Raw genomic sequence first — 21,285 nt, 5'->3', positions numbered from 1 at the left:
CACTATGAAAGCGTTGTCAAAATTAAAGCCAGAAGAAGGCATTTGGATGACGGATGTGCCCACACCGGAACTGGGGCATAACGATGTGATGATTAAAATCCGTAAAACTGCGATTTGTGGAACGGATGTGCACATCTACAACTGGGATGATTGGTCTCAGAAAACTATTCCAGTGCCGATGGTGGTAGGACATGAATACGTGGGAGAAGTGGTCGCAATTGGTCAGGAAGTTAAAGGATTCAAAATTGGCGACCGTGTATCTGGTGAAGGTCATATTACCTGTGGTTATTGCCGCAACTGTCGTGGTGGACGCACACATTTGTGCCGTAACACAACAGGAATTGGGGTAAACCGGGCCGGCTCATTTGCCGAGTATCTTGTTATTCCGGCATTCAATGCTTTTAAAATTCCAGACAATATTCCGGATGAACTGGCTGCGATTTTTGACCCATTTGGCAACGCTGTTCATACTGCACTCTCCTTTGATTTAGCAGGAGAAGATGTACTGGTATCGGGAGCCGGTCCTATCGGTATCATGGCTGCGGCTGTGTGTCAGCATGTCGGTGCACGTCATGTTGTGATCACCGATGTGAATGAATACCGCCTTGATTTAGCAAGTAAAATGGGCGTTACTCGTGCTGTGAATGTCAGTAAGGAGAATCTGACGGATGTTATGTCAGAACTGGGCATGACCGAAGGCTTTGATATTGGTTTGGAGATGTCTGGCGCTCCTCCTGCATTCCGTACCTTATTAAGCACTATGAATCATGGCGGGCGTATCGCTTTGTTGGGTATACCTCCTTCAGATATGGCGATCGATTGGAGTCAGGTCATTTTTAAAGGACTATTTATCAAAGGCATTTATGGACGTGAAATGTTCGAAACATGGTACAAAATGGCGACACTTATTCAGTCCGGTTTGGATTTAACCCCAATTATCACCCACCAATTCCCGATAGATGATTACCAGAAAGGCTTTGATATCATGCGCTCAGGGCAATCTGGTAAAGTTATCCTGAATTGGGATTAATTGAATATCTGAAAAATTTTAAGCAAGCTGTTAAAACAGGTTGCTAAAAATCTGGGCAGACGCTCATCTCTTTATGGGCGTCTGTTTTATTTTCTATTGTCTTATCTTTTTGTGGTCTCAGATGACCCGTGTTATGCAACTTTTCTTGTTTTGATGTGCGGTTCTGCAATTTTTCAAGCCTCTGACTTAAGGCATCAACAATTGCACCGGGAACCAATGTTTCCCCAACCATCCTGAAATAATCCAATTTGGATTCTAATACCGTTACAGATTTGGTTTCAGGAGATTTCATACATTTTTGTTTGGTTAGTGAGTTGCTTCGTTTACTGGTTAAGGAATGATTAAGCAGCATACTGGGTGTTACCAGTTCAATATCATCTGGCAAAGTCGCTAATCTTTGCTGTAATGCCCGAATAGTAGTTGGATAAGGATGCCCAATGGCGATAGCATGGCCTTGTTTACGAGCCAGAGCAATAGCCCTGTTGAGTTGGTGCAACGTTTCTGCTTCTGTCTGTATATCGTCCAAGAAGATATTCCGGCGGAGCACTTGTACAGGTGTTCCTATTGAGGCTTTAGTGACCTGAGTATTACCGATAGTTACGCTGTCCAGAAAATAGAGATGATATTGAGATAATGCATTCATCACTTTTTTCATGCCAGTGAGGTTGGAGGTCATCGCGCTGCCCATATGGTTGTTTATACCAATTGCATGAGGAACTTTTTTTATGGCACCGTGAATAATATCTTCAACTTCCTCACTGCTCATGGAAGGGTGCAGGGTATTTTTTTCCAATGGTTGTTTACTAATTGGCGCCATTGGCAGATGGATCAAGACCTCTCTACCTTGCTTGTAGGCTTTTTGCGCCATTTCTCGGCCATATGGGGAATCAGGGAGTACGGCAATGGAAATTGCAGCAGACATCTGCAATATCTTATTTTCATTGTGAATACGGTAGCCAAAATCATCAATGACAATGGCTAAACGCGTTGCATGGGCATTCAGAGTAAATAACAAGATAGTGATAAACGGCAGAACCCATAACTTTGGCATCCGAAAGCGCAATATCCCAAATAATAGAGTGAATGAGTTAACGTACTTTATTAACAGATATTGCACGGTTATATTTCCTTTTCTTATCTTCCTAACCACGGTAATGGATTGACAGTACGTCCCTGACGACGGATCTCAAAGTATAATGAAGGTTGCTGTTGCCCCCCGCTGCTACCAACCAGAGCTATCGGCTGGCCTGCCCGGACTTGCTGACCAACACTAACCAACAGGCTTTGGTTATAGCCATAAATGCTCATATCTCCCTTACCGTGTTCAATCACGACAACCAGACCATAGCCCTGTAACCAGTCTGCCAGTAATACCCGGCCATCTGAAATTGCTTTAACTTCCGTGCCTTCGGCTGCGGCAATAACCATACCTTTCCAGCGTAACTCGCCTTGTATTGTTTCCCCGAAGCTGTGAATAATTCGGCCACGTACAGGCCAGGTTGCTTGCCCGGCAGGGCGGCCAAGCCCACCTGTTCGCGCCATAAGTGCGCGTTCATCTTCTGTTGGTTTATAACTGGAGCCTTTTTGTTGAGCCTGTTTCTGTTTGACTGCTATTTGCGCACGGACACGTGCAGCTTCACGCGCTTCACGTTCAGCACGGGCTTTGGCTTCCCGTTCTGCTTTAGTAATTTTGTTACGCAGGCGAGTTTCGTTCTGCCGAAGCTCAGCCAGACTTTGTTGATCTTTCTTCAATGAAGATTCAAGTACAGTCAGCGTTTTTTGCCGGGCAGAACGGACAACTTCCATTTTTTGCTTTTGTTGCTTTTTGTTGCTGAGTAACGCTTGTTGTTCAATCAGTTTTTCTTGTTGCAGCTTTTTTTGTTGGTTAAGCCTGTCGGTTGTTTTTTGCAGTTTAGTGATAGTTTCCTGACGAGCCTGATTCAGATAACTGTAATAAGCGAGTATGCGTTCTTTACGCTGTGTTTCCGGGCCATTAAACAATAATTCTAAACCCTGATGATTCCCTTGCCGGAATGCGGCATCTAATTGGCTGGCAAGTAGCTGACGCTGCTCTTTTTGCTGCATTTGCAAACGGTTAATACCTTTCGTCAATGACGAAATTTCATTCCCCAGCTTATTCAGGTGGACTTGTGTACTATGGAGGGAACGCCCGACTTCTGAAATTGTCCCCTCTTGCTCCTTGAGCTGGTTGAGGAGCTCTGTGCGTTGTTGTTGTTGTTGTTTGACGCTTTTCTCTTTCTCAGCAATATCCTGTTGAATATCTCTGAGTTGGTTTTTATTTTCTGAAATTTGATTGGCAAAGGCTTCCGTGCAGAAAAAAACAAACAATAAGGCACAGAACAGTAAAGCTCCGTTTCTTGGTTGCCACTGTTTCCGCTTCTGCCGATGATTACAGCTTTTGAAATCCTTATTATCAGCCATTTGATTCAATACCTTGCCACGCTCTACTATATTTATAGTGCTTGCCTATATATGCATATGCCTGTCGCGTCCGATTATTTCATGTGGAATTGCCTCTGACCAGAGAACGGCCTGTTTTTTTATCTTTTCGAACCATAATATAAATTTTAGTTAACTTAGCTCATTTATTATCGAAGATCCCGCATATGTCCAGTTTGGCATGAAATATTTTAATGATGTATGACAATCAAGTGATTAGCGGGGATTTTTTATTTTTTCTCGAAACTCTCCGCAAAATCTGCATTAGGTTGATGCTAATTGGCTGTAATTGACACAACACACAGGTATACTCTGTTACCTTAGATTTTTGTTATTAACTAATGGGAGTTGTTGCCCTCCATGCTGCAAGAAATCATGCAATTTATTAGCCGGAACACGATCCTGAGCCTTGTTTGGATCGCCCTGTTGGTGGCTGTCATTGTCCTGACAGTAAAAAGTGTATTCTCCAAGAGTAAAGATATCACTCGCACACAGGTCATCCATTTAATCAATAAGGAAGATGCTATCGTCGTTGATTTACGCTCTCGTGACGATTTCCGCAGAGGGCATATCATTGGTTCTGTTAACCTGACACCATCTGAGATTAAAGAAAATAATCTGGGTGAGTTGGAAAAACATAAAAAACAGCCTGTGATCATTGTTTCAGCGAATGGACTGGAATCTAAAACACCGGCTGAGAATCTGGTGAAAGCAGGCTTTGAACAAGTTTATACCCTGAAAGAGGGAATTGCCGGGTGGACAGGTGAAAACCTACCATTATCCCGAGGCAAGAAATAACGAATGGAGATGTAAGCAGTATATACCCAATAGATTTTAGATGCGGCCAACAAAGCTGCAACCTGAAAGATGAAGAGTATACTTACATTATCAAGGTTTAATAAGGACGTATCAAAAGGTAAAAATTATTATGTCAGAACAAAACAATACTGAAATGGCTTTCCAGATCCAACGTGTATATACGAAAGACATTTCTTTCGAATCACCTAAGGCACCTCAAATTTTCCAACAGGAATGGCAGCCAGAGGTTAAATTAGATCTGGATACCGCTTCCAGTGAGTTAGTTCAGGGAGTCTATGAAGTTGTTCTGCGTGTCACTGTCACGGCGACACTAGGAGAAGAAACCGCGTTCTTGTGCGAAGTTCAGCAGGCTGGTATTTTCTCTATTGATGGTATTGAAGGAACTCAACTGGCGCACTGCTTAGGTGCATATTGCCCGAATATTTTGTTCCCATATGCCCGTGAATGCATCACTAACCTGGTGGGTCGTGGTACATTCCCACAATTGAACCTGGCACCCGTTAACTTTGATGCTTTGTTCATGAATTACCTGCAACAGCAGGCTGATTCTCAGTCTGATGAGGCAACACAGGAAGCTTAATGAATACTGCTTCTATGACAGTAATCGGTGCCGGTTCATACGGCACCGCTTTAGCCATTACACTGGCCCGTAATGGACATAATGTTGTGCTTTGGGGCCATAACCCCGCACATGTCCATGCCTTGCAACAAGCCCGTTGTAATCAGGCATTTTTACCGGATGTTTCTTTCCCTGATAACTTACAGCTTGAAACCGATCTAAAAAGTGCTGTATCAGCCAGCCGTAATATTCTGATTGTGGTTCCCAGCCATGTCTTTGGCGATGTTTTACAGCAGATAAAACCGCATTTACAGCCAGACTCTCGTATTGTTTGGGCCACTAAAGGCCTTGAAGCGGAAACGGGTCGTTTATTGCAGGATGTGGCGCGTGAGATATTAGGTAATGAAATCCCATTGGCGGTAGTCTCTGGCCCGACATTTGCGAAAGAGCTGGCTGCTGGTTTACCGACAGCAATTGCGGTATCTGCGACAACTCCTGAATTTGGAGAAGAACTCCAGCAGCTTTTCCATTGTGGTAAAAGCTTCCGTGTGTACAAAAACCCTGATTTTATTGGCGTGCAACTGGGTGGTGCAATCAAGAACGTGATTGCTATTGGAGCCGGGATTTCAGATGGCATGGGGTTCGGTGCCAACGCTCGCACTGCATTAATTACCCGTGGATTAGCGGAGATGAGCCGCCTTGGTGCTGCCTTAGGCGCTGATCCATCCACATTCATGGGAATGGCTGGATTAGGTGATTTAGTGCTGACCTGTACTGATAACCAATCCCGCAACCGCCGCTTCGGTATGATGTTGGGACAGGGAATCAATGTTGACGCTGCACAGCGTGAAATAGGGCAGATTGTTGAAGGGTATCGTAATACAAAAGAAGTCCGGGCATTAGCCAAACGGGTCGGGGTTGAAATGCCTATCACAGAGCAAATCTACCAGATATTGTATCGCAATAAAAATGTAATCGAAGCAGCTCAGGCATTATTGGGAAGAGCTACAAGGGATGAAGGAGAAAATTCCCGCGCTTAATTAGATTAAAATCGCCTCCTCAGAGAGGGTAGAAAACAATCACATGAGAATGATTGATATGTCTCGAGAAGAACTGAGTGAAGTCTGGAAAAATATAAAAAATGAGGCAAGAGCTCTGGCGGATTGTGAACCAATGTTAGCCAGTTTTTTTCACGCGACATTACTCAAGCATGAAAATCTTGGCAGTGCCTTGAGCTATATGCTGGCAAATAAACTGGCGACACCGATTATGCCGGCGATTGCGGTCAGAGAAGTTGTTGAAGATGCTTACAGCAGTGAACCAAAGATGATCGAATCGGCAGCTCGTGATATCAAAGCAGTCCGATTACGCGATCCTGCTGTCGACAAATACTCCACCCCTCTGCTTTATCTGAAAGGTTTTCATGCGCTGCAAGCATATCGCATCGCACATTGGCTGTGGAAGCAAGATCGCAAAGCTCTGGCGATTTACATGCAAAACCAGATCTCCGTTTCTTTTGGCGTGGATATCCACCCCGCCGCGAAAATTGGCTGTGGCATTATGCTTGACCACGCAACAGGAATTGTCATTGGTGAAACCGCAGTAGTTGAGAATGATGTTTCTATCCTGCAATCCGTGACTCTCGGTGGTACAGGCAAAGCGTGTGGGGATCGTCATCCTAAAGTGCGTGAAGGGGTGATGATTGGTGCCGGTTCAAAAATTCTCGGCAACATAGAAATTGGGCGCGGTGCGAAGATTGGTGCGGGCTCAGTTGTATTAAGACCAGTGCCACCGCATACCACCGTGGCAGGTGTACCAGCGCGAATTGTTGGTAAACCGGAAAGCGAGAAGCCATCACTGGATATGAACCAGCATTTCAACGGAATGAATAATGGGTTTGAGAATGGAGATGGGATTTAAAAACTCTTCTCTTTTGGTAATACAGAATTAACAGCACTCAGCGTCTAATGGCGCTGAGTGCTATATTTTAATCCCGTAACAGCGCACCTGGATAACCCAGTTGTCGCCACGCTTCAAACACGACTACCGACACAGAATTAGAAAGATTCATGCTGCGGCTATCCGGCAGCATGGGGATCCTTATCTTCTGCTCAGGAGGCATGTTATCTAGCACGTAAGCTGGCAATCCACGGGTTTCTGGACCAAACATTAAATAATCACCATCACGATAACTCACATTACTGTGTGCTGGAGTGCCTTTTGTGGTTAAAGCAAATAGACGTGCTCCGGAAGGAGATCGTGAATTGATTGGACTGAATCCTTCACTTTCCAGAAATGCTTGGTAATTGTGGTGCTGTTTGATGTTAGCGAACTCGTGATAATCCAGCCCCGCACGACGCAATCGTTTGTCATCCCATGTGAAACCTAAAGGCTGGATTAAATGGAGCTGACAGCCTGTGTTGGCACACAGGCGGATAATATTACCCGTATTAGGCGGAATTTCTGGTTCGAATAGGACGATGTATGGCATGGTTTGAGTAAATTTTTATAAATAACCCGAATTAATGAAATGGACACCTCCTCAAAATGGCTTCAGTGAGCCATGCTGAAGACATCAGCAAAAATATGAAGAGGTGTCCAATGGAACAAGTTATCGGAATTGATCTGGCAAAGCGAGTGTTTCAAGTACATATTACGTCCCCGCTTGGCAAAGTGATTAAAAATACGGGGGTTTCACGCAATAAACGGATCGCTTTTATTGCGTAACAGCCTCCTTCAAAAATTGTGATGGAGGAGTATGGCAGTGCAAGCTACTGGAGTCGCCAATTTAAACGCTTTGGTCACGAAGTGAAACAAATCAGTCCCCAATATGTCGCCCCATTCAGAATGGGCAGCAAAAATGATAACAATGATGCTATGGCTATTGTGGAAGTAGACAGTCGTCCGGGGATGCGTTATGTCCCGGAAAAAACACAGGCACCACAGGATATTCAGTGTTTGCCTCGGGTTCGCCAGCAGTTAATGAAAAACAGAACGGCGCTGATTAATCAGTGCCGGGGATTGGGCTTGGAATATGGCCTTGCCATCCCGGAAAGCGCTCATAAGGTGGAGCAATGTTTGCCTGACCATCTGGAAAACGTGGAAAATGACCTGACCCCAATGAGCCGCGAACTGTTTCAGGAACTGCTGTTTGAACTCAAAGAACAGCAGCCGCGTCTGAAGGAACTGGATAAGCGTCTCGACCACCTGAATGCGCAACAGGAAGATATCGGGCGGTTACTGACACTGCCGGGTATCGGTCCGCTGGGAGACTCGGCTCTGATGGTCGCCTTGGGCGACAGCAATGACTTCAAAAATGGCCGCCATTTTGCCAGCTATCTGGGGCTGGTCCCAAGAGAACATAGCAGCAGGCAAAGTCAGGTTACTGGGTATTACAAAACGCGGGGATAGCTATTTAACCCGAATTCTGGATAAGAAGTTGACGAGAGGCCTGTTCCCGGAGCAATGTTTTGGTGCCCACCAAAAACCGCTCCGAGGGGGAACAGGCCATGAATAACTTAGTTGAAATCTTCTGTGATGTCGATGATTTTTGCCGTTTTTTTATACCACAATGGACGCAATTTTGTCTTGATAATGGCTCCCGTCTGCGTCGCCGACAAGGTCATATGTATCCCAGTGAAATCATGACCATTCTGATCCTCTTCCACCTGTCGCATTACCGTAATTTTAAGCATTTTTATCTGGAGCATATTTGGAAATATCACCATCAGGATTTCCCCACTTTGCTCAGTTATACCCGTTTCATCAGTGCCGCCCCTGCCGTCTTGGTACCGCTATGCAGTTATCTGACTCAATTAAAAGGAGACCCCACAGGCATCGCTTTTATTGATTCCACAAGTTTGAAAGTGTGCCATAACATCCGTATTCCCCGTCATAAGGTGTTTGAGGGAATCGCAAAACGAGGAAAAACCTCAATGGGTTGATGTGATGGACGCCCCCTTTTTCAGTGGAAAATAGTGCCATCTTTTATCCGATGCACTGAATTTCGGGAGAACATCTCATGAGTACGATCTTGGCTATCTGTGAAACGGCCTGTCGGCCCGGTCTCCATTTTGTTCCCATCAAAACCGTAGAACAGCAAGATATCAAAGCACTGCGCCGTGCCCGTCAGCTCATGGTGGAACAGCGTACTGCTCTTGCTAATCAAATCAGGGCCTTTCTCGCTGAGCAGGGAATAATTGTGCCTGTGGGGATTCAGAAACTCCAACAACACCTCCCTGATATTCTGGAAGAAGGTGATAATGCTCTGTCTTGTGTGCTGCGTCGTTTATTGCATACGCTGTGGGAAGATCTGCAGAATTTGAACGTCAGCATTCATGAAATGGATAACGAAATTACGGCACTTTCCCGTCAGCAAGCAGGGTATGGGCACTTGCTGACTATTCCCGGTGTTGGTCCCCTGATTGCGGCGGCTTTCGTGAGTGACGTCAACGCATCCCAATTTACTAATGGCCGGCAGTTGTCAGCCTGGTGTGGTTTGGTTCCCCGGCAACACAGTTCGGGCGGGAAAAGCCGTCTTTCTTCTCTGAGCAAACATGGCAACCGTCATCTCCGAACGTTAATTATTCATGGTGCCCGAGCGATGATGCAGGGCGTGCAAAAACGGGATGATCCTTTAGGCGAGTGGCTAAGAACACGGATTACCCGATGTGGTCCCATGAAAGCCATCGTTGCTTTAGCTAACAAGCTGACCCGAATTATCTGGCGTATTCTGACAGATGAGGTTGATTATGATATGAAAAAAGCTTTTGCTATCCATTAATTGAATTAAGTGAATTGAAACAGACGCTTTAACCGAGTTTGCAAACACTGATGAAAAAACGGCTATCGGCCCTGCAATAACCTGAGTAAAACCTAGGTAGTCACATACCGATGACGGCTGAGAAGGAAACAGGGTGCGGATGACATCATGGCGCGGGCAAATAAGCCCTTTATGACGCCGGATATATGGTAGCAAACCGTATCGACTCAATGCTTGCACAACCGGGGGACGTCCATATATGGTTTTACGGTTTCAAATTATACTTGATTGTGAACCATCAGGGCGAAATTTTGGCGCTTAAAGTGACGCCCGGTAATGTGGATGATCGGGAACCTGTTCGTGAATTAGCAAAAGGGCTAATAGGTTGTCTTTACGGTGACAAAGGTTATCTCAACAAGGAATTAGCAGAGGATTTAGCCCAAAATGGGGTGACTTTTATCACGAAAAAGCGCCGTAATATGAAAGCACAGGTGCTGGAAGAGTGGGATAGAATAATGTTATTAAAGCGTTTTATCATCGAAACCATTAATGGCCAATTGAAACACATTTCTCAAATAGAGCATTCTCGCCACCGAAGTATAAAAGGTTTTTTGTTAACCGTTTTATGTGGATTGATTGCTTACTGCGTTAAAGAAAAGAAACCGTCACTGAAAATTTTCTACTCAGAAGACGATTTCCCAGTGACGGCTTAAACGGAATTCGGGTTAAATAGCATTCACAGTTTTTCCATAAGCGGCGGCATTTATCCAGCCAGGCAAATGAACGCTCGACTACCTACCGGTTTGGGATAACCTTGAAGGTATGAAGCTCATCACGTTTGGCTATTTCGACGGTAGCTCCCAGTATCTCACTCACACTGTCAGCGAAGGGGACTCCCGTGTAACCGCCATCAGCGAGGATATTTTTCACACCAGTAAGGGATTCTTGTGCATAGTAAAAGCCGCTAACATACCTTTTCTGTCCGTCACATACTTTGATAGCATGGGGAAGCCCTTGGTTATCCTCGGCTATATGCCGCTTGAGGCCGGAAATCTTTTTACCCGCGACATATCCTTTTTTATGCGCTGTGTCTGTGTTCTTAACACTTTGCGAGTCAACTATCAAGAAAGTGGTGTTGGCGTTTCGACCATGGTTGATACGGACCTCGCCAACGACATTTTTTTAAAGCCTGCTCAAGCAAACTGAGATCTGTTTCTGACGGTTTTTCTTTCCAGAGTTTGAAGTAGTAATAAACCGTGCTTTTTGGGGGAAAATCGCTGGGCAGCATATCCCACTGACAACCGCTCTTGAGCAAATATAGCAAGGCACAAAATACCTCGTAGACAGCGACTTTTCTGGGGCGTGTACATTTCCTATTGCTGAGCAACAGGGGTTCAATTTCCATGAACACTTCTCGACTAATGTCACTGGTATAAACTTTTCTCATCCCAGCAGCTTACATGAAAAACTATTCAGGTTTAAAATATTCTGAATAGGTTCTTAGTATTATAACCCGATATATGGACACCGACTTAATTCAAGTGGGTGAGTAAATTTTTCTGACAACGTAGTCGCAAACATATATTCGGCTTCAGTGAGCCCTGATGAAAATCCGCACTCTCTGTCCTCATTAATTCAACAGTCTCGATAGACTGATCGGGTTACCAGGTTCACAGAGAGTCGGTGCTACCTGTCAATTACATCAACTTATGGACTTTTGCTACATAAAGGGTGACTCATCGCGCTTCATAACTCGATTGTTGGTTGACCCGTGCCCACGCGATTCGGGCATTTTTATTTGCCAGCGCTACTGGTGCCTTATTGAGTCCGCTACGGGTTATCACACCTTTTAACCAACGTTGCAATCCAATTACATCGTTCGTCGGGGAGTTTTTGCACCCGATAAGCCACTGAGCGGGCACCGTGGATGAGTATTCCACGCAAATAGCTATCTCCGCGTTTCGTGATCCCCAATAACCTGACTTTGCCTCCGCTGCTATGTTCCCTTGGTAACAGCCCCAGATAGATAGCAAAATGGCGGCCATTTTTGAAGTCTTTGTTATCGCCCAAGGCGACCATTAGAGCCGAGGCTCCCAGCGGACCGATACCCGGCAGTGTCAGTAACCGCCCGTATCTTCCTGTTGCGCATTCAGGTGATCGAGGCGTTTATTCAGCTCCATCAGACGCTGCTGTTGTTCTTTGAGTTCAAACAGCAGTTCCTGAAACAGTTCACGGCTCATTGGAGTCAGGTCATTTTCCGCGTTTTCCAGATGATCAGGCAAACATTGCTCAACTTTGTGAGCGCTTTCTGGGATAGCAATGCCATATTCCAAGCCTAATCCCCGGATTTGATTAATCAGCGCCGTTCTGTTTTTCATTAGCCGCTGGCGAACCCGAGGCAAACACTGAATATCCTGCTGTGCCTGTGTTTTTTCCGGGACATAACGCATCCCCGGACGACTGTCTGCTGCCACACGACTCCATCACAATTTTTGAAGGAGGCTGTTGTGCAATGAAAGCCGTCAGTTTATCGCGTGAAACCCCCGTATTTTTAATCAGTTTGCCAAGCGGGGATGCAATATGTACTTGAAACACTCGCTTTGCTAGGTCAATTCCGATAACTTGTTCCATTGGACACCTCTTCATGTTTTTACTGATATATTCAGCATGGCTCACTGAAGCCGTTTAGGGGAGGTGGCCATTTCATTAGGTTATTATAACTTCTGTCAGGTGTATTCTGGGAGGTGCTGCGCTCCCAGGTCAAATAAGGATTTTACACGCTAGATTCGGGTGCAAAAGAAGCGAAATGGATCTACGCCTTTGTTTGTGACACATTAAGCAAATTTACTTCAGCATACCCAACACTAAAATAACTGCAAGGCTTAATCTGTCGCGTAATTTCCTGCGAACCTTGTGGATATAACATGCCATATAAAGATGGCCAAAATAACCGCGATTCAGGCAATTAACAAAGAACGGACGATTTTCAACATCAAGGATATTAACGATACGTTTTACTTCTGTCAGATACCAACTGTCACGTATCATTTGGATTCTGCGCTTCGCTGCCTGTAATCCGCCGTTTGCGCCAAACTGATTGCTACTGTGCTGTCTGTACAACATGCTCGGCCACGAATCAATAAACCACTTATATCCGCTGTGGCGAGCAAATGCATAAATTAACCAGTCATGCAATTCAACCTCATCGACTTTATCTTTATTATTACTGATGAATGCTTGGAATTTTAATGCCACTTCTTTACTGAACACATAAGTACAGCCCGGTCCGGCAGATTCGAAGCAATAATCATACTCGACTTGATCTTGCGCTTTGCTGATCAGGACTTGTTTGCCATTTTCCCAGAACGCTATGACATTACTAGAATAACAATCGTAGCCTTTTTCGGAAAGCACCTTTATCGCGTTCGATAATTTATCCAGGTACCAGATATCATCCTGATCGGCAAAAGAGACAAAATCATAGCTTGCCAGTTCAACATCACGGACTAAACGATAGAAATTGCGTGCTGCGCCACCATAGCGGATACCATAAGGAAAAATATAAATATTGCTATATTGTTTCGCAAGCTCAAGGCAGTTCTCATAGGTACCATCGGTACTAACATCGACACTAATATGGATATCTACGGATACATTTTCTTGATTAAGAACACTTTGAATTTGTTCGTTTATCCACTTCATTCCATTATATGCAGCCAGTAAAACAGCTACTTTAATTCCCGTCATTGCTGCCTCTCACCAATGGGTTTGCCAATATGGCTAAGCATAAAGAACTTCAGAAAATTAGAAAATAAGTACAACAAAAAGATAAGAACAGTACTCATAATATTAAGTAAGATATAAAACTGAGGAGCAAAGCCCAGAAATAACATAAAATATGCAAGTTTCAAGAAGAGTAACCATGCATAGATACCCTGCGTCTTGCAAAACCAATAAAAAACAGCACCAAATACCAAAATCACAAAAAACATTGCCATAAACACCAGCGGCAGACCACCAAAGAGAAGGAAAGGAAAAAATTCCGTCCCGACGTTGTAGCGGGCGATCAGCACTGGAGAATAGGGGTACATCGGAAATTCTTCACGAGAGAACGGCGAAATCTGGCTGAGCAAAAACTGGTCGTTCAAAAAGCCTGTCGACGCCACATGAGTGAAGTTAAGGATCGGTGTCGTAATATATAACAATATTTGTTTGATTGACGACGGCATAATGTCGAAAAATGCCGTCAGTGGGAATTTCCCATAGACAATACTATCGCCAGAAGATTCAATAGAGAAAGATGTACCACTACGATAAAACCCAATAACCACAAAGATCGTCGGTAGTAAAATTAAGAGTGAGTACAGACCGAATTTCACCTTACGAAATTCGCTTGGATGGCTTCTGACTGATGTTGAGCGGAACCTTGCGTAAAGAATAAAGAAATAACAGAAGAAAGAGGTCAGCAAGCGATTACGGTCAATCATCATGATCGGTAGCAGCACAGAAAACAAGATAAAGAATCTGGCAATCCACGGATTTTCGCGTCTGATGATATACGCAATAGGCACCAGCATCCAACATAAAGAGGTTACATGACGAACAAATCGCCCCGCCCCATAAAATTCTGCATAAGAAACTGGATCCAAAAGTTTGAACCCATTAAAATAAACATCAAGGGGGAATAACAGTAAAATCAAAAAACCCAGCGACTTCAGCACCAGTTTATCAATCGGAGCTATGTTACCGTATATGTTTTCATACAGGCTAGAATAGTCGATTTTCCTTCTGAAAATTAATTCTGCAAAGCACACCAGAAAAAGAATGCTACCTGCATAAAAAAGAGAATAAGAAACCATCCCCTCAGTAACATTGAAGCATAGATAAAAAAGCGCTAATTGCACTAACACTGGCACCATTATATAAAATGACAATCTGCTTTTCATTCCACTCATATTTCAATCCACTCTAAGCTGACTACTGGCTATTTTATCTCACTAGCTGATTAACTTAGTGATGAATAATATTTGTGAATAGCATAATGATAGGCGGCTTTGAGATAACTCCTCTGCAAGTAGTTAATTTTACACTTAGTGAGGTATCTTTTAGCCAAAAGTTTCTTCTGCACATATTTCAGTTCAGGATTATAGGTGTATTTCTCCAGCAAATAATAAAATGAATGCAAATTAGCAATTCGAGTTGCTATATCTTTCACTTTTGATGTGTTGCTGCCGTGTATACGGTAGCCACAAACTTTTTGATCGAGGTAAATTACGCTATCCGGTTTCTTAAACACATTCAGGAAGAAGTCAAAATCATCGATCCTTGAATTTTCGTCATACTGATAGTTGTTAAAGAAATCGCGCCTTACCAGAATGCACGGACCGGCAATACACCATTTGTCGATCAATTTTTGCGGAATGCGCTGGTTATTTCGCAGATCATCAGGATTCCCGCCGTGATAATTCATAAAGCTATCGCCAACTTGCTTGCTATCGTTGTCAATAACGATGCCATCACCAAACACACAGGTGATATTATCCGCGGCAATAGCCATCATCGCAGCGGAGCTGCCGGGAAGAACAATATCATCAGAAGCGGAAAGCCGGACGAATTTACCGTTAGAGTTGTTGTATAGTTTATTGACTGTTTTGGCAATACCATGGTTTTCTTGCATAACTAAACGAACATTGATATCGCTGTTGGTTTCCACCCATTTTTTGATAACGTCAACTGAATTATCCAAAGAACCATCATCGATAATTAATACTTCATAACTTAAATCATGAGTCGCAACATCATTTTTTATAGAATCCAAAGCTTCGACCAAAAAAGCACTATGGTTATAGCAAGGCATTGCATATGTCAACTCTAGCATTGTTCCTTCCGATTTAATGAATTATATGTTTTAGTGCAATTCGCAAGAACAGGAAACAAACCAGCTGGACAATGACGTATGAATACAATACGGAGTCGACAGCCAGATTCGTAAAATGCAGTAAAATGGTAGTTAAAATAAAGAACAAAAAGGCGAAGAATAACTCGAGCGATATAAACCAACGCGTAGAACCACGCGCCAGCATAGGGTAAGAGTAAACCCAGTTAATGAGTTTTAGGCAGTCCCCCACGAGCTGAATAGTGAAAAACTCCCGCACCGGTAGAAATTCTGGTGAAAACAAAATCAGAATAATAAAATCTTTCATCACGTAGACGCTGAACGCCATAATGATAGCCAGACCAAACATCAGGTGGCTTGTCGTTTTTACTTCTGCCAGAATTTTATTGCTATCACCAATAGAAGAAAGCTTTGGCAAATAGTAAACTCCTAGCGCAAGCGTCAAGACGCTAAGATAGACTTCCGATATCCTCCATACGGCCTGCCATTGTCCGGTAAGCATCCAGCCAAGCTGGTCAACCATTTCGTTACGGATCAACAGCAACGTGGTGGGTAAAACAATGGCACTGACCACCGCCATGCAAATATAACCTGCAATACCTTTAACATTCTCTTTGTTTATTCTACCGAAGAAATTAGCGAGCTTGAACCACTTTTGTCGATATACAAACGCGATAGAGATAAGCCCAACCAAAGCATATTGAATACAAACAGAAATAAGTGCACCGTGCAATTTCTTGTAATAGATTAACACCATCATTATCAGGCATGATAATAGCGTTGAGAACATGCCAACAATGACATATTTCTTATAATCTTTCGCACCGTTGATGACGGAGTTGACAAAGGTTCCGATGGCAGTAAATGGCAAAAAAGCGCCTGCCAGAACAATTATCCAAGCATACTCTTCATTTGCCAAAAAGACCCGCGCCAGATAATTCGAGCAAAGTAAGACAACGATCAGGATGATAAGATAGAGGAATATCGCACAGCATACACCTGCACGCCACCAAGGCGTGCATTTATCTATACCAGCGTCATGATTCTCGGCGGTGTAGCGAACGATCCCGTTACTAACTGGAGCGTTAACTATCCCATTGAAACTTGTGACAATAGCCTGTAACTGGCCCAAAAGGGCCAGTCCTGAAGGCCCGCCATAAACAGCCACAAATTTTGTAATAACAAAACCTACTGCCATTTTAAATATTGTTAACAAACCGGTCCAAAAAGTGACACTAAATAGAGCCCGCATTAAATTTACTCTTACACTTTAAATGCATTGATTTTGTTTACGACATACATCGCTTCATCTTCTGTCAAAATCGGAGATATTGGCAGTGATAATACATCTTCATGAATTTGCTCAGTGATCGGATAATGCAGATGGTTAAGCTCAGAGTAAGCCTGTTGTTTATGCGGCGGAATAGGATAGTGAATCAGCGTTTGAATGTTGTTCGTCGCTAGCCACTCCTGCAGCTGTTGTCTATACGGGGTTTTAATCACAAACAAATGCCAAACATGGGCAGCCGCTTCAGTGACGAATGGCGTAGTCACCAGTGCATTATTCATGTTCTTAATATATATATCCGCAATGCGACGACGGTGCTCAGTATCACTCTCCAGACGTTTTAATTTAACGCTGAGCATCGCGGCCTGCATCGGGTCCAGACGGCTATTCAGCCCCTGATACAGGTTTTCATATTTTTTGTGCGAACCATAGTTGCGCAGCGCTTTGATCGCATTTGCCAGTTCGTCATCATCCGTCACTACAGCGCCAGCATCGCCCAATGCGCCGAGGTTTTTACCTGGGTAAAAACTAAAACCAGCAGCATGGCCCCATGTACCCGCACGCTTCCCCTCAAGCATGGCGCCATGCGCCTGGGCACTGTCTTCCAGCACTAACAGGTTATGTTTTTCGGCAATGCGCATAATCTCAGGCATTGGCGCTAACTGACCGTACAGATGCACAGGAAGGATGGATTTCGTTTTCGCGGTGATAGCGGATTCAATACCAGCCGCAGTGATGTTGAATGTATTGTAGTCAGGCTCAACAAACGCAGGTACTAACCCGTTCTCAGTGATCGCAAGTACCGATGCAATGTAGGTGTTCGCAGGAACAATGACTTCATCACCATTTTGCAGGCGGCCCTGCAGTTTCCAAGCGCGTAAAACAAGGTTTAATGCGTCAAGGCCATTTGCCACGCTAACACAGTGTTTTGCCCCGCAGTAATCCGCAAATTCATTTTCGAAAGCATCAACTTTATCCCCGCCGATATAATAACCAGAATCAATAACATCTTTGCATGCCGTAAGCATTTCTTGCGCATCGCGCGCGTTAATTTGTTGCAGATTCAAAAAGTCTACTTTCATTTTATTTATTTTCCATCTTTGCTTAAGCTAACTGTAATTTTTTGGCTAACCAAGCAACCAATATTCTCTTTAAAATTGATCAATCCTTGGTTTGGCTCTGAATGGCATGTCGAGGTACCAATATCAAGCGTCGAAAATCCGCCTTCAGCTGCTGCCAGATAGATACCTTCAGCTAACTTAATGATGGTAGAATCTTTTCTATATTCCGGATACTCGCCCCAATAAAACACATATAATGTATTGATGTCGAGTGTCAGACAAATAGCGCCAGCAAGAACAACATTGTCGCGCGTCAGAATATAAAACTTGATCTTCTCACCCATGGCGAGAGAAAGCGCTTCAATTGCCTCCCATGACATGGTCATCGGGAATCCCTGGCTTTCTCGGTTTAACTTAATGACGTCATAAACGCTTTTACGCTGCTCAGCCATGGTTGCTTCGTTAAATTCAGGCTTAGACTTTGTAATGCGGTTAAGCTCTCTTCGCTTACTGCTGCTAAGGTTAGAGCGAAAATCCTCGTAGCTGGTAATGGGAAGATGAAAATTAAGATCATATTCATCCAGAGCCCATTTTTGGCGGAATAGAACATTCTGAACTTTGGTGTGGACTTTGCTTTGGTAATACTGCGGCGGCAGACGCCAAACGATTTTAGCGCTGTTTTCCAGAGATAACAGATAATCAGAGATAGCGCTGATGAAAAAATCCAGCTCGCTCATAGAAATAAACTCGCTGGCCTCAACGGGTCCAAAAGCACCGGTTACCGGGGACATCCAGTCAGAGGAGTTTTGTCCGCGGGCAAAAGATTTGATAGCGAGTTGTTTGTTTCTTGCGAGATCCACCAGAGCAAATGTTCGTACTTCTTTTTTCTGTACGACAATTTGGTGCTCAATAAAGCATTTACTGGAAAAAAAATTATTTTCCGCATACCCATCAACTAGGTTGACAGCATATTTTTCATTCAATGCTATTCTGGTCATAACTTAATCCTTTTTCAGCCCAGAAGGATCAATTTTCTTAATCAACCGAGCAGGTGTTCCACCTATAATTGAGTAATCTTCAAATGAAGTATTAACGTAGCTATTTGCCGCGACAATACAAAAATTTCCCAATTTAACACCGGGCATAATAATCGCCGAAGTGCCAATCCAGCAGTGATCGCCAATTTCTATTTCTTCTTTCTGAATCGGATAGATTTTTTGCAAAAGCTCGCTGGAGTTTGGACCTGAATCGGTCATTATATTTACATTTTGCGCAATACTTACATGAGCACCGATAGTTAATTTGGCGCTGTAGCCGTTTAAAATTGAATTCATACCAACATAGCTGTCATGACCAATTTCAAGAACGTTTTCCTTTGAACCAAAAACAGAGCATCGTTTAGCAATTTTAACATTATCTCCTAAACGAACATTATTAATGCTTGTCGAAGGATCTACTGTTGCACTACCAACCAATGTAATGTTTTCTAATTTCATCACGCGCCCCGTTGAATAAACTCATTGTAGACAAAAACAAAATAGTCGAGGTCTGCTTGTCGCAGTCTATCGTGCAACGGAATGAAAAACGTCTGTTCACCATAAAAAACACTGCATTCTATTCCGTTACCCTGCATAAATGTTTTCAGCGCAATAAGATTAACCTCTGCCGGAGGGCAAAACATAAATACGGATGGTGTTTCCCGTTCGCTAAAAGTAAAACGTGGCGTACAAGACAAGCCCGCAAAAAGCTCCAACAGATAGCGATAGTTTCTCCATCGTATGTCGGCATATTCCTCAACATGGTCAACATGTGCGGAAACCACACGCTTAACATAGTCCTCGTATTCTGCGCCCAATTCCGACTTAATGGTCAACATATTGCGGCTAAGGATAATTCCACCGAACTGAATAGGGAAATACTTAGGAAAGCTATAGATGACGAAATCACTGCGCCCAGAGTCGGCAGACGAGGAATTAAATGAATGGGCAAAATCTTCAATAATGGGAACACCAAGCTGGTAGAGCTTATCCATATCCGGATACACAGTGCCAAACTCATGGACAACCACGATAGCTTTGGTTTCTTCATTCAACGTGCGGTTCCATTTGCAAATAGCTTCAATCGCATTCGTTACACACCCGCTGACGTACAGATTATCCGTGGTGGTAAGCACGGTGACACGATCTGTTTTTGCCAGCTCCAAATTGGTTAATGCCAGCGTGATACCGTGGCGCGCTTTGAGCAAATAGTGCTGATGGTACGCCGGATGTCTTTTTTCAAAAAACTGCACGTCCTTGCTGGCCGGTGGTAAACCGCAATTCTTTGCAATGGATGATGTACTGAACGGGCTTATCCGGTATGAGGGTTTCATAAACTCGTCATCGGTCAAAATCCAACTACCAGTCACAGCCATCAAGCCCTCCCCTGAACCGACCCCAGAAAGTCATCGTAATTGCGCACATAGTCGCTCTCATCATAGAGTTCGTTGGCCAACACCATCAGAACACAATCCTCTGAAAAATCGATCATTTCACGCCAGATGAAGGATTCAATCACCAATCCCTGCGCAGGGTTATCCAGCAGCAGACTCACTCGCTCTTTACCATCATCCAGAACGAACCGGCAAGAACCGCGAACGGCAATAGCAATCTGTTTCAGATTTCTGTGCGCGTGGAAACCACGTTTGACACCTTTATCAGTGTTGAACAAATAATAAACGCGTTTGATTTCGAACGGAATATTGCTGCCATACTCCAGAGCAACTAAAGAACCACGCTCATCACCATGGGTTTGAAGAGGAATCAGTTTAATATCCACCGTTGTTCTCCAGTAATTGCTGTAACAGAGGCGCAATTTTGTCTTTATCGGATGAGATTGGTTGTTCTACATGCCAGTCAATAGCCAGTGCAGGATCGTTCCACAGAATGGTCCGTTCCGCTTTAGGATTGTAATAATTAGTTGTTTTATAGAGGAAAATAGCCGAATCACTCAACGTAGCAAAGCCATGGGCAAAACCTTCCGGGATCCACAGTTGTTTGCAGTTCTCAGCAGATAAATGCACGCCAACCCACTGACCAAACGTTAGCGAACCTTCTCTGATATCAACCGCGACATCATAGACTTCACCAGCAACGCAGCGAACTAATTTACCCTGTGCTGAGGGTGCCGCTTGAAAATGCAAACCACGGACAACACCTTTCTGCGATTTTGATTGGTTATCCTGGACAAAAGTGACTTTATGACCGACAGCTTCTTCAAATTTGGCATGATTGAAGCTTTCATAAAAATATCCGCGTTCATCTTTGAAAATTTTAGGTTCAAAAATCAACACTCCAGGTATTTTGGTTGCTGTTAAGAGCATTTTAATTCCGATGCATTAAGTTAATAAATATTAGCGATAACAATCAACT

20 protein-coding genes and 4 pseudogenes are annotated in these 21,285 nt (G+C 43.8%); 9 read left to right on the top strand and 15 right to left on the bottom strand.

The features are described from left to right. Positions 1-4 precede the first annotated feature (4 nt). Positions 5-1,030: an L-threonine 3-dehydrogenase gene (gene tdh, locus BDD26_RS00610; RefSeq protein WP_115825286.1), complete on the top strand. Its 1,026-nt coding sequence runs from the start codon at positions 5-7 to the stop codon at positions 1,028-1,030. Between the two features lie 43 nt (positions 1,031-1,073). On the opposite strand, the gene BDD26_RS00605 is transcribed toward tdh, so the two are convergent. Together BDD26_RS00605 and envC are read right to left on the bottom strand one after the other, a co-directional pair. After that, positions 1,074-2,081: a divergent polysaccharide deacetylase family protein gene (locus tag BDD26_RS00605; protein ID WP_115825285.1), complete on the bottom strand. Its 1,008-nt coding sequence runs from the start codon at positions 2,079-2,081 to the stop codon at positions 1,074-1,076. 83 nt (positions 2,082-2,164) lie between these two features. Beyond that, positions 2,165-3,472 carry a murein hydrolase activator EnvC gene (gene envC / locus BDD26_RS00600; RefSeq protein WP_115825284.1) on the bottom strand — a complete coding sequence of 436 codons (1,308 nt, stop codon included), beginning with the start codon at positions 3,470-3,472 and terminating at the stop codon, positions 2,165-2,167. A gap of 378 nt (positions 3,473-3,850) precedes the next feature. Here envC and BDD26_RS00595 point away from each other — a divergent pair, with 378 nt between their 5' ends. The 4 genes from BDD26_RS00595 (at position 3,851) to cysE (ending at position 6,788) form a co-directional block, all read left to right on the top strand. Further along, positions 3,851-4,288, top strand: a complete 438-nt coding sequence (locus BDD26_RS00595) for a rhodanese-like domain-containing protein (RefSeq protein WP_038263532.1) — start codon at positions 3,851-3,853, stop codon at positions 4,286-4,288. Between the two features lie 130 nt (positions 4,289-4,418). Next, on the top strand, positions 4,419-4,889 hold the full coding sequence (gene secB, locus BDD26_RS00590) for a protein-export chaperone SecB (protein WP_038263535.1): 471 nt from the start codon (positions 4,419-4,421) through the stop codon (positions 4,887-4,889). Then, complete coding sequence (gpsA, locus tag BDD26_RS00585; RefSeq protein WP_115825283.1) at positions 4,889-5,908, top strand: NAD(P)H-dependent glycerol-3-phosphate dehydrogenase; 1,020 nt, start codon at positions 4,889-4,891, stop codon at positions 5,906-5,908. The genes secB and gpsA overlap by 1 nt, the downstream gene beginning before the upstream one ends. A gap of 58 nt (positions 5,909-5,966) precedes the next feature. Next, on the top strand, positions 5,967-6,788 hold the full coding sequence (cysE, locus tag BDD26_RS00580; protein WP_115827467.1) for a serine O-acetyltransferase: 822 nt from the start codon (positions 5,967-5,969) through the stop codon (positions 6,786-6,788). 67 nt (positions 6,789-6,855) lie between these two features. Here the strand turns inward: cysE and trmL are convergent, their stop codons facing one another. Continuing rightward, the gene (trmL, locus tag BDD26_RS00575; protein ID WP_115825282.1) at positions 6,856-7,359 is read right to left on the bottom strand and encodes a tRNA (uridine(34)/cytosine(34)/5-carboxymethylaminomethyluridine(34)-2'-O)-methyltransferase TrmL; all 504 of its coding nucleotides are present in this window, start codon (positions 7,357-7,359) and stop codon (positions 6,856-6,858) included. Between the two features lie 110 nt (positions 7,360-7,469). Here trmL and BDD26_RS00570 point away from each other — a divergent pair. The 4 genes and pseudogenes from BDD26_RS00570 to BDD26_RS00555 form a co-directional block, all read left to right on the top strand. Next, positions 7,470-8,298, top strand: a pseudogene (locus BDD26_RS00570) (IS110 family RNA-guided transposase); the annotation flags it as partial. A gap of 79 nt (positions 8,299-8,377) precedes the next feature. Next, positions 8,378-8,809 (top strand): annotated as a pseudogene (locus tag BDD26_RS00565) (transposase); the annotation flags it as partial. Positions 8,810-8,889: 80 nt separating this feature from the next. Continuing rightward, positions 8,890-9,651, top strand: coding sequence for an IS110 family RNA-guided transposase (locus BDD26_RS00560; protein WP_211305439.1), 762 nt, complete (start codon positions 8,890-8,892; stop codon positions 9,649-9,651). Positions 9,652-9,836: 185 nt separating this feature from the next. Further along, on the top strand, positions 9,837-10,343 hold the full coding sequence (locus BDD26_RS00555; protein ID WP_425330416.1) for an IS982 family transposase: 507 nt from the start codon (positions 9,837-9,839) through the stop codon (positions 10,341-10,343). Here BDD26_RS00555 and BDD26_RS00550 read toward each other — a convergent pair. From BDD26_RS00550 to rfbC, 12 genes and pseudogenes are all read right to left on the bottom strand, one after another. Further along, positions 10,279-11,077 (bottom strand): annotated as a pseudogene (locus BDD26_RS00550) (IS5 family transposase). The gene BDD26_RS00555 and the pseudogene BDD26_RS00550 overlap by 65 nt on opposite strands. Before the next feature lie 289 nt (positions 11,078-11,366). Continuing rightward, positions 11,367-12,261 (bottom strand): annotated as a pseudogene (locus BDD26_RS20700) (IS110 family RNA-guided transposase). A gap of 213 nt (positions 12,262-12,474) precedes the next feature. Next, the gene (locus BDD26_RS00540; RefSeq protein WP_115825281.1) at positions 12,475-13,377 is read right to left on the bottom strand and encodes a glycosyltransferase; all 903 of its coding nucleotides are present in this window, start codon (positions 13,375-13,377) and stop codon (positions 12,475-12,477) included. After that, positions 13,374-14,585, bottom strand: a complete 1,212-nt coding sequence (locus BDD26_RS00535) for an oligosaccharide repeat unit polymerase (RefSeq protein ID WP_115825280.1) — start codon at positions 14,583-14,585, stop codon at positions 13,374-13,376. The genes BDD26_RS00540 and BDD26_RS00535 overlap by 4 nt, the downstream gene beginning before the upstream one ends. 50 nt (positions 14,586-14,635) lie before the next feature. Then, positions 14,636-15,508, bottom strand: a complete 873-nt coding sequence (locus BDD26_RS00530) for a glycosyltransferase (protein WP_115825279.1) — start codon at positions 15,506-15,508, stop codon at positions 14,636-14,638. Positions 15,509-15,521: 13 nt separating this feature from the next. Beyond that, on the bottom strand, positions 15,522-16,778 hold the full coding sequence (locus tag BDD26_RS00525; protein WP_115825278.1) for an O-antigen translocase: 1,257 nt from the start codon (positions 16,776-16,778) through the stop codon (positions 15,522-15,524). An 11-nt stretch (positions 16,779-16,789) separates the two neighbouring features. Then, entirely contained in the window at positions 16,790-17,842 is a 1,053-nt protein-coding gene (locus BDD26_RS00520) for a DegT/DnrJ/EryC1/StrS family aminotransferase (protein ID WP_244922624.1), read from the bottom strand. 59 nt (positions 17,843-17,901) lie between these two features. Further along, on the bottom strand, positions 17,902-18,873 hold the full coding sequence (locus tag BDD26_RS00515; RefSeq protein WP_115825276.1) for a hypothetical protein: 972 nt from the start codon (positions 18,871-18,873) through the stop codon (positions 17,902-17,904). A 3-nt stretch (positions 18,874-18,876) separates the two neighbouring features. Further along, positions 18,877-19,371 carry an acyltransferase gene (locus BDD26_RS00510; protein WP_115825275.1) on the bottom strand — a complete coding sequence of 165 codons (495 nt, stop codon included), beginning with the start codon at positions 19,369-19,371 and terminating at the stop codon, positions 18,877-18,879. Next, on the bottom strand, positions 19,371-20,288 hold the full coding sequence (locus BDD26_RS00505; protein WP_115825274.1) for a DegT/DnrJ/EryC1/StrS family aminotransferase: 918 nt from the start codon (positions 20,286-20,288) through the stop codon (positions 19,371-19,373). Before BDD26_RS00505 ends, BDD26_RS00510 begins: the two co-directional genes overlap by 1 nt. Next, the gene (locus tag BDD26_RS00500; RefSeq protein WP_115825273.1) at positions 20,288-20,692 is read right to left on the bottom strand and encodes a sugar 3,4-ketoisomerase; all 405 of its coding nucleotides are present in this window, start codon (positions 20,690-20,692) and stop codon (positions 20,288-20,290) included. Before BDD26_RS00500 ends, BDD26_RS00505 begins: the two co-directional genes overlap by 1 nt. Then, positions 20,682-21,236 carry a dTDP-4-dehydrorhamnose 3,5-epimerase gene (gene rfbC / locus BDD26_RS00495; RefSeq protein ID WP_115825272.1) on the bottom strand — a complete coding sequence of 185 codons (555 nt, stop codon included), beginning with the start codon at positions 21,234-21,236 and terminating at the stop codon, positions 20,682-20,684. Before rfbC ends, BDD26_RS00500 begins: the two co-directional genes overlap by 11 nt. Between the last annotated feature and the right edge of the window lie 49 nt (positions 21,237-21,285).

This window comes from Xenorhabdus cabanillasii, assembly GCF_003386665.1.
Lineage (GTDB): Bacteria > Pseudomonadota > Gammaproteobacteria > Enterobacterales > Enterobacteriaceae > Xenorhabdus > Xenorhabdus cabanillasii.
Note: the sequence above shows the minus strand (reverse complement) of the source record. Positions and strands in the feature narration are given on the sequence as shown.